The sequence below is a fragment of the Kribbella sp. NPDC051620 genome (assembly GCF_044453825.1).
In the GTDB taxonomy this organism is placed as follows: domain Bacteria; phylum Actinomycetota; class Actinomycetes; order Propionibacteriales; family Kribbellaceae; genus Kribbella.
Window position 1 is genome coordinate 710,685 of sequence record NZ_JBITDB010000001.1, and the last position, 21,370, is coordinate 732,054.

Below are 21,370 nucleotides of genomic sequence, written 5' to 3' on the forward strand. Positions count from 1 at the left end.
GACGGCGTGTCACTTCCGATACCATGTCAAGTGGTCCGAACGTCCTTTAAAGACCCGTCCAGAGAGGCGGGAAAGGAGGAACGGTAGCGATGAGCCCTGCCTCGGTACCGCAGCCACAGCCTGAGAGCGCGGAAGTTTCCGCCCCACAGGTCAAGGCTGTGCCCCGCACAGTGCTGGATGCTTCCGACATTTCCCGGGCACTGACCCGGATCGCGCACGAGATCCTCGAGCGCAACCGGGGTGCCGACCCCGTCGTCCTGCTCGGCATTCCCACCCGTGGCGTGGGTCTGGCGAGCCGCATCTCGGAGCGGATCGCGGCCGTCGAAGGGCGGAGCGTGCCGACGGGATCACTCGACGTGACGATGTACCGCGACGACATCGGCCTCAAACCGGCCCGCGCGCTCGAGCACACCGACATCCCGCCCGGCGGGATCGACGGCAAGGTCGTCGTCCTGATCGACGACGTGCTGTTCTCCGGCCGCACCATCCGGGCCGCGCTGGACGCGATCGGCGACATCGGCCGGCCGAAAGCGGTCCAGCTGGCCGTCCTGGTCGACCGCGGCCACCGCGAGCTGCCGATCCGCGCGGACTACGTCGGCAAGAACCTGCCCACCTCGCTGGTCGAGCGGGTCACCGTCCACCTGACCGAGTACGACGACGAAGACGCCGTCCTGATCGCCGACAAGACGGGAGCCGTGGCCAAGTGAGGCACTTGCTGAGTGCGGGCGATCTGTCCAGGGACGAGGCGAACCTCATCCTGGACACCGCCGAGGAGATGCGGTCGCTGGCCGACCGGCCGATCAAGAAGCTGCCCGCGCTGCGCGGCCGTACGGTGGTGAACCTCTTCTTCGAGGACTCCACCCGGACCAGGATCTCGTTCGAGGCGGCCGCCAAGCGGCTGTCCGCGGACGTGATCAACTTCTCCGCCAAGGGCTCCAGCGTGAGCAAGGGCGAGAGCCTCAAGGACACCGCGCTGACCCTGCAGGCGATGGGCGCCGACGGCGTCGTCTGCCGGCACGGCTCGTCGGGCGCTCCGCACCTGCTCGCCACCTCGGGCTGGCTGAACGGCTCGGTGGTCAACGCCGGCGACGGAACCCACGAGCACCCGACCCAGGCGCTGCTGGATGCCTTCACGATGCGCCGCCACCTCGGCTCGCTCGACGGCCGCCGGATCACCATCGTCGGCGATGTCCTGCACAGCCGGGTGGCCCGGTCGAACGTGCTGCTGCTCTCGACGCTCGGCGCCGAGGTCACCGTGGTCGCGCCGCCGACGCTGCTTCCGGTCGACATGAGCACCTGGCCCTGCGCCACCTCGTACGACCTGGACGGGGCGCTCGGCAAGAGCGACGCGGTGATGATGCTGCGGGTCCAGCGGGAGCGGATGGGCGACGCGTTCTTCCCCAGCGCCCGCGAGTACACCCGCCGCTACGGCCTGGACGTGCACCGGATGGCGCAGCTGCCCGACGAGGCGATCGTGCTGCACCCCGGCCCGATGAACCGCGGGATGGAGATCAGCGCCGAGGTGGCCGACTCGACCCGCTCGGTGATCGTCGAACAGGTCACGAACGGCGTGGCCGTCCGGATGGCCGTCCTTTATCTGCTGTTGTCAGGAAGCAACGAATCGTCAGAGGAGCAGACCGCATGACCGCGTACCTGATCACCGGAGCCAAGGTCGTGGTCGGCGGTCCTGAAAAAGACACCGTGGCGGACCTGCTGATCGACAACGGCGAGATCGTGGCCATCGGCAACGACCTCGAGCGGCCCGAGGGCGCCGAGATCATCGACGCGACCGGTCAGATCGCGCTCCCCGGCCTGGTCGACCTGCACACGCATCTGCGCGAGCCCGGCCGCGAGGACGCCGAGACCGTGCTGACCGGCACCCGGTCCGCCGCGCTGGGTGGGTTCACCGCGGTGTTCGCGATGGCCAACACCGACCCGGTCGCCGACACCGCCGGCGTCGTCGAGCAGGTCTGGCGCCTCGGCCGCGAAGCCGGGTACGCCGACGTCTACCCGATCGGCGCCGTCACGGTCGGCCGGCAGGGCACGCAGCTCGCCGAGCTCGGCGCGATGGCCGACTCGGCCGCGCGGGTGCGGGTGTTCTCCGACGACGGCGACTGCGTCTGGGATGCGGCTCTGATGCGCCGCGCCCTCGAGTACGTGAAGGCGTTCGGCGGCACCATCGCCCAGCACGCGCAGGAGCCCCGGCTGACCAAGGGCGCCCAGATGAACGAGGGAGCGCTCTCCGGCGTCCTCGGGCTGACCGGCTGGCCGAGTGTGGCCGAGGAGTCGATCATCTCCCGCGACATCATGCTCAACGCGCTGGTCGGCTCGAAGCTGCACATCTGCCACCTGTCCACCAAGGGCTCGGTCGACATCGTCCGCGCCGCCAAGGCGCAAGGCCTCGAGGTCACCGCCGAGGTGACGCCGCACCACCTGCTGCTCACCGAGGACCTGGCGGCGTCGTACAACCCGGTCTACAAGGTCAACCCGCCACTGCGGACCAAGGCCGACGTGGAGGCGGTCCGCGAGGGCCTGGCCGACGGGACGATCGACATCGTCGCCACCGACCACGCGCCGCACCCGGTCGAGGACAAGGACTGCGAGTGGAGCGCCGCGGCGTTCGGGATGACCGGGCTGGAGACCGCACTGAGCGTCGTCCAGCACACGATGATCGACACCAAGCTGCTGACCTGGGCCGACCTCGCCGACCGGATGAGCTACCGGCCGGCCGCGATCGGGCAGATCACCGAGCACGGTCAGCCGCTGGCCGTCGGCGCGCCCGCCAACCTGGTCCTGCTCGACCCGGCCGCGGAGCGGACCGTAGTACCGGCCGAGACCGCGTCGCTGTCGCGGAACACGCCGTTCGCCGGGATGAAGCTGCCCGGCAAGGTGATGGCGACGTTCCTGAGAGGCGAGCCGACCGTGCTGGACGGGAAGCTCACCAAGTGAAGACAGTTCTGGGCATTCTGGGCACGCTGGCGATCATCGGCGTGGGCTGGTTCGGCATGTACCGCGGCTGGCGCAACCGTCAGCAGCGGCAGGCCGACCTCGCCCCGCTGCCGGTCGTGCCCGAGAGCAAAGCGAAGGGCGTCGAGGGCGTGTACGTCGCCACGACGACCGCCGGCGACTGGATGGACCGGATCGCCGTGCACGAACTCGGAGTCCGCAGTACCGCGGACCTGGCCGTCAGCGAGGCCGGCCTGATCTTCCACCGCCACGGCGCGGCGGACGTGTTCATCCCGGTCGGCCACCTGACCGGCGTCCGGACCGACCGCGGTATCGCGGGCAAGGTGACCGCCGAGGCCTCCGGGCTGGTCGTGGTCACCTGGACGCACGACGGCCACGAGCTCGACACCGGCTTCCGCCCCCGGCGCAAGGCCGACACCGCCCCGCTGACCGAATCCATCTCGACCCTGATCGGAGCCGAGTCATGAGCCAGGCTGCCATCCAGCCCACGCTGCACCAGGCGCAGCCCGCGCTGCTGGTCCTCGAGGACGGCCGCGCGTTCGCCGGCACCTCGTACGGGGCCACCGGCGAGACCTTCGGTGAGGCGGTGTTCACCACCGGGATGACCGGCTACCAGGAGACGCTGACCGACCCGTCGTACCACCGCCAGATCGTCACCCAGACCGCGCCGCACATCGGCAACACCGGCGTCAACGACGAGGACGACGAGTCGCAGAAGATCTGGGTCGCCGGGTACGTCGTCCGCGACCCCGCCCGCGTCCCGTCGAACTGGCGCGCCACCCGCTCGCTCGACGACCAGCTCAAGGGCCAGGGCATCGTCGGCATCTCCGGCATCGACACCCGCGCGCTGACCCGCCACCTGCGCGAGCGCGGCGCGATGCGAGCCGGTATCTCCACCGAGATCCTCGACCCCGAAGTACTGCTGCGGAAGGTGCTCGAGCAGCAGCCGATGGCCGGGTCCGACCTGGCCGCCGACGTCACCACCGCCGAGGCGTACGTCGTACCGGCAGTGGGGGAGAAGCGGTTCACCGTCGTCGCCCTCGACCTCGGGATCAAGACGATGACCCCGAAGCGGATGGCCGAGCGTGGCATCGAGGTGCACGTGCTGCCGGCGACCGCGACGCTGGAAGAGGTGCTGGCGGTGAACCCGGACGGCATCTTCATGAGCAACGGACCGGGCGACCCGGAGACCACCGAGCACCCGACCACGCTGCTCAAGGAGCTGCTGCAGCGGGGCAAGCCGTACTTCGGGATCTGCTTCGGCAACCAGGTCTTCGGACGGGCGCTCGGGCTGGGCACCTTCAAGCTCAAGTACGGGCATCGCGGCATCAACCAGCCGGTACTCGACCGGGCCACCGGCAAGGTCGAGATCACCGCGCAGAACCACGGCTTCGCTGTGGACGCGCCGCTCGACACGACCGTCGAGACGCCGTACGGCACGGCCGAGGTCAGTCACGTCTCGCTCAACGACAACGTGGTCGAGGGGCTCAAGCTGACCGGCAAGGACGGACGGCCGCTGGCCTTCTCGGTCCAGTACCACCCAGAGGCAGCCGCGGGGCCGCACGACTCCGCCTACCTGTTCGATCGTTTCGTTGAGTTGATGGAGGGTCGTAGCTGATGCCACGCCGTACAGATATCGAGTCGGTGCTGGTGATCGGCTCCGGCCCGATCGTGATCGGCCAGGCCTGCGAGTTCGACTACTCCGGGACCCAGGCCTGCCGGGTGCTGAAGGAGGAGGGTTTCCGGGTCATCCTGGTCAACTCCAACCCGGCCACGATCATGACGGATCCGGAGTTCGCCGACGCGACCTACGTCGAGCCGATCACCCCGGAGTTCGTCGAGAAGGTGATCGAGAAGGAGCGCCCGAACGTCCTGCTCGCCACCCTGGGCGGCCAGACCGCGCTGAACGCGGCCATCTCGCTGCACGAGAACGGGGTGCTGGAGAAGTACGGCGTCGAGCTGATCGGCGCCTCCGTGGACGCGATCCAGCGCGGTGAGAACCGCGAGTCCTTCAAGCAGATCGTCGAGAAGCTGGGCGCCTCGACCGCGACCTCGCGGATCTGCCACTCGATCGACGACGTGCTCGGCGCGGCCGCCGAGCTCGGCTACCCGCTGGTCGTCCGGCCGTCGTTCACGATGGGCGGCGTCGGCTCGGGGATGGCCTACGACGAGGCCGACCTGCGCCGGATCGCCGGCGCCGGACTGGCCGCCAGCCCGACCACCGAGGTGCTGATCGAGGAGTCGATCGTCGGCTGGAAGGAGTACGAGCTGGAGGTGATGCGCGACAAGGCCGACAACGTCGTGATCATCTGCTCGATCGAGAACGTCGACCCGATGGGCGTGCACACCGGCGACTCGGTCACCGTCGCGCCGGCGATGACGCTGACGGACCGCGAGTACCAGACCATGCGGACGCTTGCCATCGGCATCATCCGCGAGGTCGGGGTGGACACCGGTGGCTGCAACATCCAGTTCGCGGTGAACCCGGCCGACGGCCGGCTGATCGTGATCGAGATGAACCCGCGGGTCTCCCGCTCGTCCGCGCTGGCCTCGAAGGCGACCGGCTTCCCGATCGCCAAGATCGCCGCCAAGGTCGCGATCGGCTACACCCTGGACGAGATCCCGAACGACATCACCAAGCAGACCCCGGCCAGCTTCGAGCCGACGCTGGACTACGTCGTGGTCAAGGTGCCGCGGTTCGCGTTCGAGAAGTTCCCGGCCGCGGACGCGACGCTGACCACGCACATGAAGAGCGTCGGCGAGGCGATGGCGATCGGCCGCAACTACACCGAGGCGCTGCAGAAGGCGCTCCGGTCGCTGGAGAAGCCCGAGGCCCGGTTCTCCTGGGCCGAGCCGCCGGCGTCCGAGCTGGAGCCGTTGCTGGAGGCAATCAAGACCCCGCACGACGGCCGGCTGCGCACGATCATGGACGCGATCCGGGCCGGCGCGACACCGGAGCAGATCTTCGACGCCACCAAGATCGACCCGTGGTTCGTGGACCAGATGTACCTGATCCACGAGACCGCCGGACAGGTCGCGGCTGCCCCGCGGCTCACGCCCGAGATCATCAGGCTCGCCAAGCGGCACGGGTTCTCCGACCTGCAGCTGGCCGAGATCCGCGATCTGACCGAGGACGTCGTCCGGGGCGTCCGGCAGGCGCTCGGGATCCGGCCGGTCTACAAGACGGTCGACACCTGCTCGGCCGAGTTCGCCGCTACGACGCCGTACCACTACTCGTCGTACGACGAGGAGACGGAAGTGGCGCCGCGCGAGACGCCCGCCGTCCTGATCCTCGGCTCGGGGCCGAACCGGATCGGCCAGGGGATCGAGTTCGACTACTCCTGCGTGCACGCGTCGATGGCGCTGCGCGACGCCGGCTACTGCACGGTGATGGTCAACTGCAACCCCGAGACCGTCTCCACCGACTACGACACCTCCGACCGGCTGTACTTCGAGCCGCTCACCTGCGAGGACGTGCTGGAGATCGTGTACGCCGAGATGCAGGCCGGCCCGGTCGCCGGAGTCATCGTCCAGCTGGGTGGCCAGACCCCGCTCGGCATGGCCCAGCGGCTCAGCGATGCCGGAGTACCGATCGTCGGAACCTCGCCCGAGGCGATCCACCTGGCCGAGGAGCGCGGCGCCTTCGGTGCGGTGCTGGCCGCCGCGAACCTGCCGGCGCCCAAGCACGGCACCGCGATGTCGTTCGAGCAGGCCCAGGAGATCGCGACCGAGATCGGCTTCCCGGTGCTCGTCCGGCCGTCGTACGTGCTCGGTGGCCGGGGCATGGAGATCGTGTACTCCGAGGCCGAGCTGACCGCGGCGCTCGAGCGGCTCAGTGGGGGAGCGCTCTCCGCGAACTGGGAGCACCCGGTCCTGATCGACCGGTTCCTCGACGACGCGGTGGAGATCGACGTCGACGGGCTGTTCGACGGCGAGGAGCTGTTCCTGGGTGGCGTGATGGAGCACATCGAGGAGGCCGGGGTGCACTCGGGCGACTCGTCCTGCGCGCTGCCGCCGATCACGCTGGGCAGCGCGGACATCCAGAAGATCCGTGAGTCGACCGAGGCGATCGCCCGCGGGATCGGCGTACAGGGTCTGCTGAACATCCAGTTCGCGCTGGCCGGGGACGTGCTCTACGTACTGGAGGCGAACCCGCGCGCGTCGCGGACGGTTCCGTTCGTGTCGAAGGCGACGGCGACACCGCTGGCCAAAGCGGCCGCCCGGGTGATGCTCGGGGCAACCATCGCGGACCTGCGCGCCGAGGGCATGCTCCCGGCCGTGGGCGATGGCGGCACGCTGCCGACCTCGACGCCGATCGCGGTGAAGGAAGCCGTGATGCCGTTCAACCGGTTCCGGACCATCGACGGCGCGTCTGTCGACACGGTGCTCGGGCCGGAGATGCGGTCGACCGGTGAGGTGATGGGGATCGACACCACCTTCGGTACCGCGTTCGCCAAGTCGCAGGCCGGCGCGTCGCAGCCGTTGCCGACGGCCGGCAAGGTGTTCGTCTCGGTCGCGAACCGGGACAAGCGGCACATGATCTTCCCGGTCAAGCGGCTCGCCGACCTCGGCTTCCAGATCTACGCGACCGAGGGCACCGCGGACGTACTGCGCCGCAACGGCGTCCAGGCCGTCACGGTCCGCAAGAGCAGCCAGGGTCCGGGCCCGAACGGTGAACCGACGATCGTCCAGATGGTCCAGGACGGCGAGCTGAACCTGATCGTCAACACCCCGATCGGCATCACCAAGGACGGCTCACCCCGCCTGGACGGCTACGAAATCCGCAGCGCCGCGGTCGCCCGCAACATCCCCTGCATCACCACCGTGCAGGGCCTGGGCGCCGCAGTACAAGGCATCGAAGCCCAGCAAGCAGGCGACATCGGAGTACGAAGCCTGCAGGACTGGGCCAGCCGCATCCGCGGTGAGGTCTGAAGCCTGTGTACAGAAAATTGATCCGGCCGATCCTCTACCGCCTTGGTAGAGGGGACGCCGAGGTTGCCCACGAGCAGACGCTTCACGGGATGCGGCGCTTGAGCCGCGTCCCGGGAGCGGTGGCCGCGATCTCGAAGTCGTATGGTGCCTTGCCGGCCGGGCTTGAGCGGACTGTCTTCGGGGTGCGCTTCCCGAGTCCGGTGGGGCTGGCGGCGGGGATGGACAAGAACGGTGTGGCGTTGCCTGCGTGGCGGGCGCTTGGGTTCGGGTTTGTCGAGGTCGGGACGGTGACCGCGCGGCCGCAGCCGGGGAACGAGAAGCCGCGGCTGTTCCGGCTGGTCGAGAGTGAAGCGGTGATCAACCGGATGGGCTTCAACAACGAGGGCTCCGAGCCGCTCGCCCGCCGGCTGGCGGCGTACGGGGACCTCGGCTACCCACTCGGCATCAGCATCGGCAAGTCCAAGGTGACCCCACTGGAGGACGCGGTCGGCGACTACGTCACCTCGCTCCAGCGCCTCTACCGGTACGGCGACTACTTCGCCGTCAACGTGAGCTCACCCAACACCCCCGGCCTGCGCTCTCTCCAGGACTCCGGCCACCTGCGCGAACTGCTGACCGCCCTGCACACGGAAGCAAAGGCAATGAGCACCGGCGGCCGCGACCCGAAGCCGATCCTGGTGAAGATCGCCCCGGACCTGACCGAGCAGGCGATCGACGAACTGCTCGGCGTCTGCACCGACGTCGGCGTCGCCGGCATCATCGCCACCAACACCACCATCGGTCGCACCGGACTCGCACCGGCCGACGAGTGGCAGGCCGAGCAAGCAGGCGGCCTCTCGGGCCGCCCGCTGACCGAGATCTCCGCCAAAACAGTTGCCCAGATCCACGCAAGTACCAACGGAGCTCTCCCCATCATCGGCGTCGGCGGCATCCTCGACCCCGACGACGCCGTCCGCCTGTTCGACGCCGGCGCCAGCCTGGTCCAGCTCTACACCGGCCTGATCTACCGCGGCCCAGGCCTGGTACGCCGTACCAACCGCAGACTTGCCCACACGGGAACCAGATGAGAGAGCGAGAACGCCCCATGAGCAGCCAGCCCTTCGGAACCAGGTTGCGCGCGGCCATGAACGAACGCGGCCCGCTCTGCGTCGGCATCGACCCGCACTCGCATCTGCTCGACCAGTGGGGCCTGCCCGACACCGCCGAGGGCCTGGCCACCTTCACGTACGGCGTCGTCGACGCGCTGGCCGACCGGGTCGCTGTCTTCAAGCCGCAGTCGGCCTTCTTCGAGCGGTTCGGGTCGGCGGGGATCTACGTCCTCGAGCAGGCGACCAGCAAGCTCCGTGAGGCCGGCGCGCTGGTGATCATCGACGCCAAGCGCGGCGACATCGGCTCGACCATGGCCGGGTACGCGGCGGCGTACCTGGCGGAGAAGGGCCCGCTGGCCTGCGACGCGCTGACCGTCAGCCCGTACCTGGGCTTCGGCTCGCTGCAGCCGGCGATCGACGAGGCCCGCGAGGCCGGCGCCGGGCTGTTCGTGCTGGCCCTGACCTCGAACCCCGAGGGCCCGCAGTTCCAGTCCGCGCGGACGGTCGACGGGCCGACCGTCGCCGGGGCCGTGCTCGACGGTCTGCGCGAGCTCAACGCCGACGCGGACGACCTGGGCTCGTTCGGGGCCGTGGTCGGCGCGACGATCAGGTCGACGGGGGAGGACCTGGACATCCGTGGCCCGCTGCTCGCTCCGGGGCTCGGCGCGCAGGGCGGGACGGCCGAAGGGCTGAAAGATGTCTTCGGTTCGGCGGTGCGCAACGTCGTACCGTCCAGCTCTCGTGAGATCCTCGGTGCCGGCCCGGACGCCGCCTCGCTGCGGGATGCCGCCGATCGCGCCAACGACGCGTTCCGGGCAGTACTGGGTTACTGACACGTTGAACGAGAGTTGGGTCTGGAATGCGCAAGGGTGCTGCCCTGGTGGCGGTAGTGGTGTTGAGCGGCGGTACTTTGACGGCCTGCGCCGGTGGCGCGAACTACTGCAGTGAGCTGCAGAACTATGGCGAGGCGGTCAAGAACTTCAGGGATCTGAGCGATCCCGAGACCGTCGACAAGCTGACCACCGAGGCGAAGAAGCTGTCGAAGTCGGCGCCGGCCGAGTTGAAGGGCAGCTGGCAGGTGATGAGCCGGTACCTCGCCGACGTGAAGGACGCGGACGGCGACAAGGCCAAGCTGGCTCAGCTGGCCAAGGACAGCGGCCCGCAGCTGGCGACCGCCGGCGAGGCGATCGCGAAACAGGGCAAGGACACCTGCAACGTCACCATCTCGAGTTGAGGACGAATCAGCTGATGCGCCGTACCGCCGTACTGACCGCAACGATCGTGATCGCGTCCGCCGGGCTGACCGCCTGCAGCGACGCGCAGGCCTACTGTGTCGATCTGGCCGGTTATGCAGCGTCGGCGACAAATGTCGATCCGACCAAGCCGGCCGACTACGTGAAGATCCTGGACGACGCGAAGAAGCTCCGCGACTCCGCGCCGGACGAGGTGAAGGATGACTGGAAGGTCATCGTCGGCTTCGCCGAAAAAGCCCAGAAGGCCGGGAAGAACGAGGTCGAGCTGGCCCGGCTGGCCAAGCAGCTCGGCCCGGTGACGTCGGCCTACAAGGCGATCGCGACCCAGGCCAAGGACTCCTGCAAGGTCGACGTGCCCAAGCTCAAATGAACCTGATCAGTCCGGAATTCCGCCCGGCCGCACACGGTCCGGAGTCGGCCGGACGCGGGTCGTCGGCTCGTATCCGAAACGGTCTTCCGGTGCTAGCCTCATCCACGGGGGGATGTCCGCATATCGAGCGGCCGTCCTAGGGTTGCATTCGCATCAGATGCCAGGGGGGCCTCGGTGTCAGTATCAGGCTTGGTCAAGTCACGCGCCGTCCGGATCACTGCCGCGTTAGCGGTCGTGGTGTCCGGCGGCCTGTTCACGTTCGCATCGCAGGCGCAGGCCGCGGGTGAAACTGTTGTTTCCCTGACGTTCAACGACGGGCTCATGTCGCAGTACCAGCACGCGCGGCCGGTCCTGCTCGCCCACAACGTTCAGGGAACGTTCTATCTGTCCAGCCGGGTGGTCGAGGCGAACGCGCCGGGCTACATGGCGACCTGGCACGCCGACGCGCTCTACCGCGACGGCGACGAGATCGGTGGTGTGACGACGGATCACGTCGACCTCACCGATCCGGGCACCACCCAGCAGTACAAGGTGGACCAGGTCTGTGGCGACAGGCAACGACTCGCCACCTTGGGCTACGACCCGCAGAGCTTCAGCTATCCGTTCGCCGCGGTGAACGCGAACGCGGAGAGCATCGTCCAGGGCTGTGGCTACCTGTCCGGCCGGACCGTCGGCGGCCTGGACGTGAACGGACCGTACGCCGAGCAGCTTCCGCCGGCCGACGCCTTCCGGCTCAGCACCGCGAACTTCGGTGGTGGCCAGCTCCAGCTCGCCGACCTGCAGAACGCGGTGAACGTTGCTGCCAGCAACGGTGGCGGGTGGCTCCCGATCGCCTTCAACAACGTCTGCGACTCGACCGCCTCGGACTACTCCAGTTGCATGGGCGGCTACCAGTCGCTCGACAAGGACGTGCTGTCGTCGTTCATCGACTGGCTGCAGAGCACCGACGCGCCGGCCGGTACGTCGATCAAGCGGGTCCGCGACGTGATGGGTGCCGCCGCGCAGCCGCCGTTGCCGCCGCGACCGACGACGATCTCCTTCACCTTTGACGACGGTGACCGCAGCCAGTACGGACTGCGGTCGATGTTCGCGTCGCACGGGATGAAGGGCACCTTCTACATCAACAGCGGCGCCGTGGACGCGGCCGAGCCGGGTGCGATGACGTGGACGCAGATCCACGCGCTGCAGGCCGACGGCCACGACATCGGCGGTCATACCCAGGACCACGTGGACCTCACTGCGGCCGACACCAGCTTCGACTACCGCTGGCACCAGGCCTGCGACGATCGGGCCCGGCTGCAGGCCCAGGGCTTCTCGCCGGCTGCCTTCGCCTATCCGTTCGCGGCGTTCAACGCGCAAGCGGTCAGCATCATCAAGGGCTGTGGTTACCAGTCCGGTCGCACCGGCGGCAGCCTCCTGGTGGGTGGCCCGCAGTTCAGCGAGTCGATCCCGCCATCCGAGCCGTGGAGCTTCAAGGCGCTCGGTACGACGTACGACGGCGCGATCACGCTGCAGTACCTGCAGGATGCCACCAACGGTCCGGCGGACCGGGCCGGTGGCTGGGTACCACTGCTGTTCCACGAGATCTGCTACGCGGCCGATGCGAACTTCAACACCTGCATGGCCGGCTATCGGCCGGTCTCCGACACAACCCTGAGCCAGTACATGGACTGGCTGACGGCCAACGCGAGCCGGGGCATCTCGGTCAAGACCGTCACCGAGGTGATGAGCGGCGGCCAGACGATCCCGAACCCGGTCGTCACCGCGCCGACGGCCAATCAGACGGTCGGTACCGGCCCGACAGTGAGCGGCACCGGACAGGCGACCGGCGGCAACGTCACCGTCTCGCTCTACTCCGGTCCCTACAGCACCGGTACTCCGGTACTGACGGCCGACGCGACCAACGTGGCCGGTGCCTGGACCACCACGCTGCCCGGACCGCTTGCGGACGGCACCTACACCGTCCAGGCCAACCAGAGCGGCAACGGCCTGACGGGCTTCAGCGCGCCGCGGACGTTCGTGGTCTCCAGCACAGCCGACACGACGCCACCGGCGATCGTGATCACCGCGCCGGTGAACAACTCGAGCGTCAACGTCACGGCGCCGAGGATCAGCGGCACCGGCGGGACCGCGACGGGTGACGTCGCCTCCGCGACCGTGCGGGTCTACAACGGCGCCACAGCGACCGGGACTCCTCGCCAGACGGTGACGACACCGATCACCGCCGGGGCGTGGGGTGTGACCCCTGCATCGCTGCCGCAGGGCACGTTCACCGTGCAGGCCACCCAGGTCGATGCGGCCGGCAACGTCGGTACCAGTACGTCGACCTTCACGGTCGACACGACCAAGCCGGTCGTAAGGATCACCAGCCCGCTCACCAACGCGGTCATCACCGCCACGTCGTTCACGGCGTCCGGTACGACCGGGACACTGCCCGGTGACAGCGCCACGGTGTCGCTGAAGATCTACGCGGGCAGCAACACCACCGGCGCGCTGGTCAAGACCTTGCCCAGTACCGCGACCGCGGGCGCCTGGTCGGCGGCCGTCGCGGACCTCCCGGCCGGGACGTACACGCTGAGCGCGTCCAGTACCGACGCGGCGGGCAACGTCGGCGTCAGTCCGAACGTCGTGGTCCAGCTGCGCAGCGCGATGACGGTCACGTCGATCTCACCGTCAGCGTTCGCGCAGGGGCTGACCGCGCGGGCCGTCGCCATCAACGGCACCGGCTTCACGGCGGCGTCGGTGCCGTCCTTCACCGGGGCGGGGGTGACGATGACGTCCTACGCCTTCGTCAGCGCCACCCGGATCAACGCGGTGATCATCACCGACACGGCAGCGGCCGTGGCCAAGAGCAACGTCGTGGTCAGCCGGCCCGACACCTTCGCCGCGACCTGCGTCAACTGCGTGACCGTGAACCTGGCCCCGAAGGTGACCGGCGCCTCGCCGGCCACGGTGTCCAGGGGACTGCTCAAGTCGTTCGCGATCACCGGTAGCGGGTTCACCTCGACCAGTCAGGTGACGTTCTCCGGCGGCTCGGGGATCAACGTGCTGCTGATCAGCCGCTCGGCGAACCTGATCAACATCACCACGTCGTCGATCACCGGCTCCGCCGGCGTCCGCAACATCACCGTGACGAATTCCGACGGCGGCACCTCGACCTGCGTCGGCTGCCTGACGATCACGTAGGGCGACAGCTCCATCCCGGTTCGGCGACGACGGTGTTCGGACTCACGTTCGAACACCGTCGTCGCCGCTTGGTGTGTTGTTTGCTGTCGGAGGGAGTGTTTGGCTAGGTTCACCTGCGAAGACACACAACGGGACAGGTGAGACGGTGCCACTTCCATCTTTGACCCCAGAACAGCGCGCGGCTGCTCTGGACAAGGCTGCGGCCGCACGGCGTGAACGTGCGGAGATCAAGAACCGGATCAGGCACTCGGGGGCGTCTCCTACGGAGGTGCTGCACGAGGGGCAGACCAACGACGTGATCGGCAAGATGCGGGTCAGCGCGCTGCTGCAGTGCGTCCCCGGCGTCGGCAAGGTGCGGGCCCAGCAGATCATGGAGCGGGCCGGCATCTCCGAGACCCGCCGGGTGCGCGGTCTGGGCACGAACCAGATCGCCGCGCTGATGCGCGAGTTCGCCGAGTGACACAGATGATGCAGACTGAGTTGTCGAGTGAGCTGGAGACTGGCGTGGACACGGGGAACGGTTCCACCGACGGCGGCCAGGGCGGCGCCGGCGGGGCCAGGCTGACCGTGCTGGCCGGGCCGACGGCAGTCGGCAAGGGCACGGTCGCGGCCGACATCCGGGAGCGCTTCCCGGAGATCTGGATCTCGGTCTCGGCGACCACCCGCAAGGCCCGGCCGGGCGAGGTGCACGGTGTGCACTACCTGTTCGTCTCCGACCAGGAGTTCGACCGGATGATCGCCGACGACGAGCTGCTCGAGTGGGCCGTGGTGCACAAGGCGGCCCGCTACGGGACGCCCCGGCAGCCGGTGCTGGACAAGCTGGCCGAGGGCCGCCCGGCGCTGCTGGAGATCGATCTGCAGGGCGCCCGGCAGGTCCGCGAGACGATGCCGGAGGCGCATTTCGTCTTCCTGGCCCCGCCCAGCTGGGACGAGCTGGTCCGCCGGCTGGTCGGCCGGGGCACCGAGACGGCCGAGGAGCGGGAGCGCCGGCTGGAGACCGCGACCCTCGAACTGGCCTCCGAGAAGGAGTTCGACGTGACGATCGTGAACGCGTCGGTTCGGGAAGCGGCCGATCAGTTGGTAAAGTTGATTCGATCACCCAACATCTCTGGAAAGAGCTGACATTTTGTCTGGCAACCAGCCCGTCGCCATCGGCATCACCTCCCCGCCGATCGACGACCTGCTCACCCACACCGACTCGAAGTACAAGCTGGTGCTGTACTCGGCCAAGCGGGCGCGGCAGATCAACGCCTACTACTCCCAGCTCGGCGAAGGCCTGCTGGAGTACGTCGGACCGCTGGTCGAGACCCACGTCCAGGAGAAGCCGCTCTCGATCGCCATGCGCGAGATCAACGACGGCGTGCTGACCTGCACGGACATCGACCCCGAGGCCGAGGCGGAAGCCGCTGCTGCCGCCGCGGAGAAGTCTTAATCACAACGTCTAGATGACGACCACAGGGCAGCGGCCGTCGGTGGTACTCGGCGTCGGTGGCGGGATCGCGGCGTACAAGGTCTGCGATCTGCTCCGCCGGTTGACCGAGTCCGGGCACAGTGTCCGGGTGGTGCCGACCGCGGCCGCCCTGGAGTTCGTCGGCGCCGCCACCTGGGCGGCGCTGTCGGGTCAGCCGGTGACGGCCGACCCGTTCGATGACGTTCACGAGGTCCCGCACGTCCGGATCGGCAAGGGCGCGGACCTCGTTGTCGTCGCGCCCGCGACCGCGAACCTGATCGCGAAGGCCGCCCACGGGCTGGCCGACGACCTGCTCACCAACACGCTCCTGACGGCGCGCTGCCCGATCCTGTTCGCGGCCGCGATGCACACCGAGATGTGGGAGCACCCGGCCACCCAGGCCAACGTCGCTACCCTGCGTTCGCGCGGTATCACCGTGCTGGACCCGGCCGTGGGCCGGTTGACCGGCGCCGATACCGGCCGTGGCCGGTTGCCCGAGCCGTCGGAGATCTTCGCCATCAGCCAGTTGATGCTGGCTGACGAGGCCGCGCGCGCCGCCGGCCAGTCGGTGGCCGATCTGACCGGCAAGCAGGTCCTGGTCAGCGCGGGAGGCACCCGCGAGCACCTCGACCCGGTTCGCTACCTGGGCAACTCCTCGTCCGGCAAGCAGGGCTACGCGCTCGCCCGGATCGCGGCCGCCCGGGGTGCGAAGGTCACTCTGGTCGCCGCCAACTCCGAGCTGGCCGATCCGGCCGGCGTCGAGGTCGTCCAGGTCACCAGCACCCGGGATCTGTACGACGAGATCACCGGGCGGGCCGGCGATGCCGACGCGATCGTGATGGCCGCCGCGCCGGCCGACTTCCGCCCGGCCGACGTCGCCGAGCACAAGATCAAGAAGACCGGTGACGGCTCGGTCCCGGCCGTCAGCCTGATCGAGAACCCGGACATCTTGGCCACCATCTCGCACGACCGCCGCCGCGACGACCAGGTGATCGTCGGGTTCGCCGCCGAGACCGGTGACGCCGAGCACAGCGTCCTGGAGCTCGGCCGGGCCAAGCTGGAGCGCAAGGGCTGCGACCTGCTCGTCGTCAACGACGTCTCCGGCGGCAAGGTGTTCGGCAGCGACGTGAACGAGGCGGTCATCCTCGACCGCGACGGCGCCGCCCTCCCGGTCCCGTCCGGCAGCAAGGACGCCCTGGCCGGCGTCATCTGGAACCTCGTCGCCACCCACTGGCACTGAGCCCGGCTTAGGACAGAAGCTGACCGCTTCTCGCCCTAGCCTGCTCGTATGGAGCTGAGTTGGCAGGCGGTCGTTGCACGCCGGATGGTGAGACATCACCTGAGCGTGCCCGCGACGGGCAGCCCGGCGGACGTAGTACGGGCGATGGCTGGGGCCCATGCTCAGGTGTTGTCGGCGGCTGAGATCTCTGTCGCCCTGCGCCTGGAGGGGGCGACGCGGGAGGACGTTCAGCGGGCGTTGTGGGAGGACCGGAGCCTGGTGAAGACGTTCGGGCCGCGGGGGACTGTTCATCTGCTGCCGACCGATGAGCTGGCTAGCTGGGTGAGTGCTCTTGCCGCCCTGCAGCCGCCGAAGTCGACGGCGCCGCCGGCGATGCGGATGACGCCGGAGCAGACCCAGCAGGTGATCGCGGCGATCGGAGACGCGCTGGCCGATGACGAGCTGACCGTGGACGAGCTCAGCAACGAGGTGATCGCGCGGACCGGTTCGTGGGCGGGGGATCTGGTGATGCCCGCCTTCCAGACGTTCTGGCCGCGGTGGCGGCAGGCGATCCCTGAGGCGGCCAACGCCGGGGTGCTTTGCTACGGGCCCAATCGCGGGCGCAACACGACCTACACCAACCCGCATCGGTTCGCTCCATTCCAGCCAGTAGATGCTGAGAGAGCGCTCACCGAGCTGGTGCGGCGGTTCCTCTGGTCCTACGGGCCCGCGACGCCGCAACACTTCGCTCGTTGGCTCAGCATCTCGCCGGTGGCCGCTGCCAAGGTGTTCACCGAGCGAGCTGACGAGTTGGAGGAGGTCGTGCTCGACGGTCAGCCGGCTTGGCTCGTCCGTGGCGACACCGACTTCAGCGCTGGTCCTGCCCGTGGCGTCCGCTTGCTCCCGTACTTCGACGCCTACGGCGTGGGCAGCCACCCGCGCGAACTGCTTTTCCCCGGCAAGGCCTGGGATCGCGCTCTCGCCCGAGGTCAGGCCGGGAACTATCCGCTGCTGCTCGTCGACGGCATCGTCGCCGGTGTCTGGCACCAACGCCGGAACGGCCGCAAACTCCAGCTCACGGTCGAGCCGCTCCGTTCGCTCAAGCCGGCGCAGCTCCGCGGGCTCGACGATGAGGCCGACCGGCTCGGCGCCGTCGTCGGCGCCCAGCCGGTGCTGACGATCGGCGAGGTGACGGTGGGCGCGCATGCCTGAGTGACGGTGTGGCGCGAATTACCCAGCCGATCTGAGCGTGAATGTCCAGAATGTGATAGCCAGTCTCAATACTCGGGCGATTCGAGGAGTCTTCCGGGGCTCGAACGGGAACTGCTGGCATACTTCCAAAGAACACCGCGTGAGGTGGTGTGCGGGCGGGGGATGATCTCTCCTGCCGGGTGGCAGACGAGGAATCCAGGGAGAATCCGTGGCACGGCGCCTTTTCACGTCCGAGTCGGTGACTGAAGGTCACCCGGACAAGATCGCTGACCAGATCAGTGACTCGATTCTCGACGCACTGCTGGCCGAGGACCCGAAGAGCCGCGTCGCGGTGGAGACGCTGGTGACCACCGGGCTGGTGGTGGTGGCCGGTGAGGTCACCACGACGGCCTATGTGGACATCCCCGGCATCGTCCGGGACCGGATCCTCGAGATCGGCTACGACTCGTCGCTGAAGGGCTTCGACGGCGCGTCCTGCGGCGTCACGGTCGCCATCGGCAGCCAGTCGCCCGACATCGCCCAGGGCGTCGACACGGCGTACGAGACGCGCTCGGACCTGTCCGAGGACGCGCTCGACCTGCAGGGCGCCGGCGACCAGGGACTGATGTTCGGCTACGCGTCGGACGAGACGCCCGAGCTGATGCCGCTCCCGATCACCATCGCGCACCGGCTGTCCGCGCGGCTGTCCGAGGTCCGCAAGGACGGCACGATGGCGTACCTGCGGCCGGACGGCAAGACCCAGGTGACGATCGAGTACGACGGCGACAAGGCGGTCCGGGTGCACACCGTGGTGGTGTCCAGCCAGCACGCGGCCGACATCAGCCTCGACTCGATGCTGTCGCCGGACGTGAAGAAGCATGTCGTCGACCCGGTGCTCGAGCAGTTCGACATCGACTCGACCGACTACCGGCTGCTGGTCAACCCGACCGGCCGGTTCGAGATCGGCGGCCCGATGGGCGACGCCGGGCTGACCGGCCGCAAGATCATCATCGACACCTACGGCGGGATGGCCCGGCACGGTGGCGGGGCGTTCTCCGGCAAGGACCCGTCGAAGGTCGACCGCTCGGCGGCGTACGCGATGCGCTGGGTGGCGAAGAACATCGTCGCCGCCGGCCTGGCCAAGCGGGCCGAGTGCCAGGTCGCCTACGCGATCGGCAAGGCGGCGCCGGTCGGCTTCTACGTCGACACCTTCGGCACAGAGACCGTGCCGGTCGACAAGATCAGCGACGCCGTGCTCGAGGTCTTCGACCTGCGCCCGGCCGCGATCATCCGCGACCTCGACCTGCTCCGCCCGATCTACGCCCAGACCGCCCGCAACGGCCACTTCGGACGTACCGGCGAAGACTTCACCTGGGAGCGCACCGACCGCGTCGAAGCCCTCAAGGCAGCCGTCAACAAGTAGCACTCCCCGAACCGCCCGTGACCCCCTGTGGATAGTCGCGGGCGGTTTGTCGTGGTGCCGGACTAGAGTTCCTGGGTGGCATCGAACGGGGAGTCTCCTGAGCAGTTGACGCTGCTTCGTGAGACCGTTCGGCGATCGCGGACCAAGGAGCCGGCCGGGATCACCGCGTCGTTGCCGGTTGCCCGGCTCGCGGTCGACATGCCGTTGCCGCACCTGGACCGGCCGTTCGACTACCTGGTCCCGGACGACCTCGCCGACGCGGCCCAGCCGGGCGCGCGGGTGAAGGTGCGGTTCGCCGGCAAGGACCTGGACGGGTTCGTGCTGGAGCGGCTCGAGTCGTCCGAGCACGAGGGCAAGCTGGCGAGGATCCGCAAGGTCGTCTCGCCCGAGCAGGTGCTCACCCCCGAGGTCGCCGACCTGTGTCGCGCGGTGGCCGACCGGTACGCCGGGGTGCTGGCGGACGTGACCCGCCTAGCGGTGCCGCCTCGCCATGCGAAGGTCGAGGCCGAGGAGCTGAAGTGCACCCAACCCGTCCGCCCGGTCACGTCCGACTCACGCTCGGAGTGGGCGCCGTACCCGCTGGCTGGTGGCTTCCTCGACGCATTGACCCGTTCCGAGGGTCCGCGCGCGATCTGGACCGCTGTACCGGGAGCTGACTGGGCGACAGCCTTTGCGCAGGCGGCAGCTGTCTGTGCTTCGTCCGGCCGTGGCGCGCTCCTGCTCGCACCTGATGCCCGCGACCTCGACCGACTGGCAGCCGCCTGTACTGCGGTGCTCGGCCCTGACGGATTCGTCCCGCTCTCCGCCGACCTGGGTCCGACAGCGCGGTACCGGGCGTTCCTCAGCGCACTGCGTGGCAGCACCCGCGTGGTCATCGGCACCCGCGCCGCAGCCTTCGCGCCCGTCGCCGACCTGGGACTCGTTGCGCTGTGGGATGACGGCGACGACTCGTACGCCGAGCCGCGCGCGCCCTACCCACACGCACGCGAGGTGTTGCTCCTGCGCGCGTACCGGCAGAAGAGTGCAGTGCTTCTGGGTGGGTTCGCGCGATCCGCAGAGGCCGCCGCGCTGATCGAGTCCGGCTGGGCCGTCGAGCTGATCGCGGACCGTAAGGTCGTCCGGGCCGCCTCGCCGTCCATCCACATCTCGGGCGAGTCCGACCATGACCTCAAGCGGGACCCGGCGGCTCGGGCAGCACGCCTCCCGCACCGGGCCTTCGAGATCGCCCGTGAAGGGCTGAAGACGGGACCTGTACTCGTCCAAGTGCCGCGAGCCGGGTACCTGCCGAGCCTGGTCTGCCAGACGTGCCGGGCGCCGTCGCGCTGCTCCACCTGCGGCGGCTCGCTGCGGCGTACCGGTGGATCGGGGCCCCCAAGCTGCAGCGTCTGCGGCCGCCCGGCCGCGGATCACCGCTGCCCCGAGTGCGGCGACACCCGCATGCGCGCCGCAGTCGTCGGTGCCCGCCGTACTGCGGAGGAGTTGGGCCGGGCCTTCCCGGGAGTGCTCGTCCGTACCTCGGGTGGCGACAACATGCTCGACATGGTCTCGGACGAGCCCGCCCTGATCGTCACCACGCCAGGTGCCGAGCCAGTCGCCGCCGGCGGCTACAGCGCTGCGCTGCTGCTCGACACCTGGCTGTTGCTGGCGCGTCCCGACCTGCGAGCGCCTGAAGAGGCAGTACGCCGCTGGTTCAACGCAGCCGCGCTGGTCCGCCCGGCGCGCGACGGCGGCGCGGTGATCCTGGTGGGTGAACCGTCGGCGTTGCCGTTGCAAGCAGTTGTCCGCTGGAGCCCGGAGGGTTTCGCGTCGCGCGAGCTGGAGGACCGCCGTACCGCGCGCCTGGCGCCCGCCGCCAAGCTGGCCGAGCTGACCGGGCCGACCGACGCCGTCGCCGACCTCGTCGCACGGGTCCAGCAGTTGGTGGATCCCCAAGCGGGCTTGGAGGTTCTGGGTCCGGTCGCACTCGACGACGAGACGTCTCGCGCCGTCGTCCGTACTCCGCGTGCGTCTGGCCCGAGCCTCGCGCGGGCGCTCAAGGAGGGCCAGGCGGCTCGGAGCACCAAGAAGCTGCTGGGATCCGTCCGCGTCCAGATAGACCCCGCCTCCTTCGGCTAACCGGGCGAACCCCCCAAGGCGAAGCCCACCTCCCGTCTGAGGGTTACCCCACCGCCAGACCAGTGGGCGAACCCCGTGACGGCGGGCGAACCCCCTGACCGGGGGCGAACCCCCCAAGGCGAAGCCCACCTCCCGTCTGAGGGTCAGCCCACCGCCAGACCAGTGGGCGAACCCCG

At 69.1% G+C, this 21,370-nt stretch carries 18 protein-coding genes; all 18 read left to right on the plus strand.

Features of this window, described 5'->3' with window-relative positions:
* Positions 1–89: 89 nt before the first annotated feature.
* The 18 genes from pyrR (at position 90) to ACIA12_RS03235 (ending at position 21,194) form a co-directional block, all read left to right on the plus strand.
* Complete coding sequence (pyrR, locus tag ACIA12_RS03150) at positions 90–707, plus strand: bifunctional pyr operon transcriptional regulator/uracil phosphoribosyltransferase PyrR (RefSeq protein ID WP_396365146.1); 618 nt, start codon at positions 90–92, stop codon at positions 705–707.
* The gene (locus ACIA12_RS03155; RefSeq protein ID WP_396365147.1) at positions 704–1,645 is read left to right on the plus strand and encodes an aspartate carbamoyltransferase catalytic subunit; all 942 of its coding nucleotides are present in this window, start codon (positions 704–706) and stop codon (positions 1,643–1,645) included. The genes pyrR and ACIA12_RS03155 overlap by 4 nt, the downstream gene beginning before the upstream one ends.
* On the plus strand, positions 1,642–2,949 hold the full coding sequence (locus ACIA12_RS03160) for a dihydroorotase (RefSeq protein ID WP_396365148.1): 1,308 nt from the start codon (positions 1,642–1,644) through the stop codon (positions 2,947–2,949). Before ACIA12_RS03155 ends, ACIA12_RS03160 begins: the two co-directional genes overlap by 4 nt.
* Positions 2,946–3,434, plus strand: coding sequence for a hypothetical protein (locus tag ACIA12_RS03165; RefSeq protein WP_396365149.1), 489 nt, complete (start codon positions 2,946–2,948; stop codon positions 3,432–3,434). Before ACIA12_RS03160 ends, ACIA12_RS03165 begins: the two co-directional genes overlap by 4 nt.
* Positions 3,431–4,585, plus strand: a complete 1,155-nt coding sequence (gene carA, locus ACIA12_RS03170; RefSeq protein ID WP_396365150.1) for a glutamine-hydrolyzing carbamoyl-phosphate synthase small subunit — start codon at positions 3,431–3,433, stop codon at positions 4,583–4,585. The genes ACIA12_RS03165 and carA overlap by 4 nt, the downstream gene beginning before the upstream one ends.
* Positions 4,585–7,899 carry a carbamoyl-phosphate synthase large subunit gene (gene carB, locus ACIA12_RS03175; protein WP_396365151.1) on the plus strand — a complete coding sequence of 1,105 codons (3,315 nt, stop codon included), beginning with the start codon at positions 4,585–4,587 and terminating at the stop codon, positions 7,897–7,899. Before carA ends, carB begins: the two co-directional genes overlap by 1 nt.
* 5 nt (positions 7,900–7,904) lie before the next feature.
* The gene (locus tag ACIA12_RS03180) at positions 7,905–8,966 is read left to right on the plus strand and encodes a quinone-dependent dihydroorotate dehydrogenase (RefSeq protein ID WP_396365152.1); all 1,062 of its coding nucleotides are present in this window, start codon (positions 7,905–7,907) and stop codon (positions 8,964–8,966) included.
* Positions 8,963–9,820, plus strand: coding sequence for an orotidine-5'-phosphate decarboxylase (gene pyrF / locus ACIA12_RS03185; protein ID WP_396365153.1), 858 nt, complete (start codon positions 8,963–8,965; stop codon positions 9,818–9,820). The genes ACIA12_RS03180 and pyrF overlap by 4 nt, the downstream gene beginning before the upstream one ends.
* A 47-nt stretch (positions 9,821–9,867) precedes the next feature.
* Positions 9,868–10,221: a hypothetical protein gene (locus ACIA12_RS03190; RefSeq protein ID WP_396365154.1), complete on the plus strand. Its 354-nt coding sequence runs from the start codon at positions 9,868–9,870 to the stop codon at positions 10,219–10,221.
* Complete coding sequence (locus ACIA12_RS03195; protein ID WP_396365155.1) at positions 10,218–10,610, plus strand: hypothetical protein; 393 nt, start codon at positions 10,218–10,220, stop codon at positions 10,608–10,610. The genes ACIA12_RS03190 and ACIA12_RS03195 overlap by 4 nt, the downstream gene beginning before the upstream one ends.
* Before the next feature lie 189 nt (positions 10,611–10,799).
* Complete coding sequence (locus tag ACIA12_RS03200; protein ID WP_396365156.1) at positions 10,800–13,796, plus strand: polysaccharide deacetylase family protein; 2,997 nt, start codon at positions 10,800–10,802, stop codon at positions 13,794–13,796.
* Positions 13,797–13,941: 145 nt separating this feature from the next.
* Entirely contained in the window at positions 13,942–14,256 is a 315-nt protein-coding gene (gene mihF / locus ACIA12_RS03205) for an integration host factor, actinobacterial type (RefSeq protein WP_026163363.1), read from the plus strand.
* Between the two features lie 5 nt (positions 14,257–14,261).
* Positions 14,262–14,918, plus strand: a complete 657-nt coding sequence (gene gmk, locus ACIA12_RS03210; protein ID WP_396365157.1) for a guanylate kinase — start codon at positions 14,262–14,264, stop codon at positions 14,916–14,918.
* 4 nt (positions 14,919–14,922) lie between these two features.
* Entirely contained in the window at positions 14,923–15,228 is a 306-nt protein-coding gene (gene rpoZ / locus ACIA12_RS03215) for a DNA-directed RNA polymerase subunit omega (RefSeq protein ID WP_164593232.1), read from the plus strand.
* Positions 15,229–15,241: 13 nt separating this feature from the next.
* The gene (gene coaBC / locus ACIA12_RS03220) at positions 15,242–16,486 is read left to right on the plus strand and encodes a bifunctional phosphopantothenoylcysteine decarboxylase/phosphopantothenate--cysteine ligase CoaBC (protein ID WP_396365158.1); all 1,245 of its coding nucleotides are present in this window, start codon (positions 15,242–15,244) and stop codon (positions 16,484–16,486) included.
* Positions 16,487–16,534: 48 nt separating this feature from the next.
* Positions 16,535–17,677: a winged helix DNA-binding domain-containing protein gene (locus tag ACIA12_RS03225; RefSeq protein WP_396365159.1), complete on the plus strand. Its 1,143-nt coding sequence runs from the start codon at positions 16,535–16,537 to the stop codon at positions 17,675–17,677.
* A gap of 208 nt (positions 17,678–17,885) precedes the next feature.
* A complete protein-coding gene (gene metK / locus ACIA12_RS03230) occupies positions 17,886–19,079 on the plus strand; it encodes a methionine adenosyltransferase (protein WP_396365160.1) in 1,194 nt (397 codons plus the stop codon).
* A gap of 75 nt (positions 19,080–19,154) precedes the next feature.
* Positions 19,155–21,194: a primosomal protein N' gene (locus ACIA12_RS03235; protein WP_396365161.1), complete on the plus strand. Its 2,040-nt coding sequence runs from the start codon at positions 19,155–19,157 to the stop codon at positions 21,192–21,194.
* The last annotated feature ends 176 nt before the right edge of the window (positions 21,195–21,370 follow it).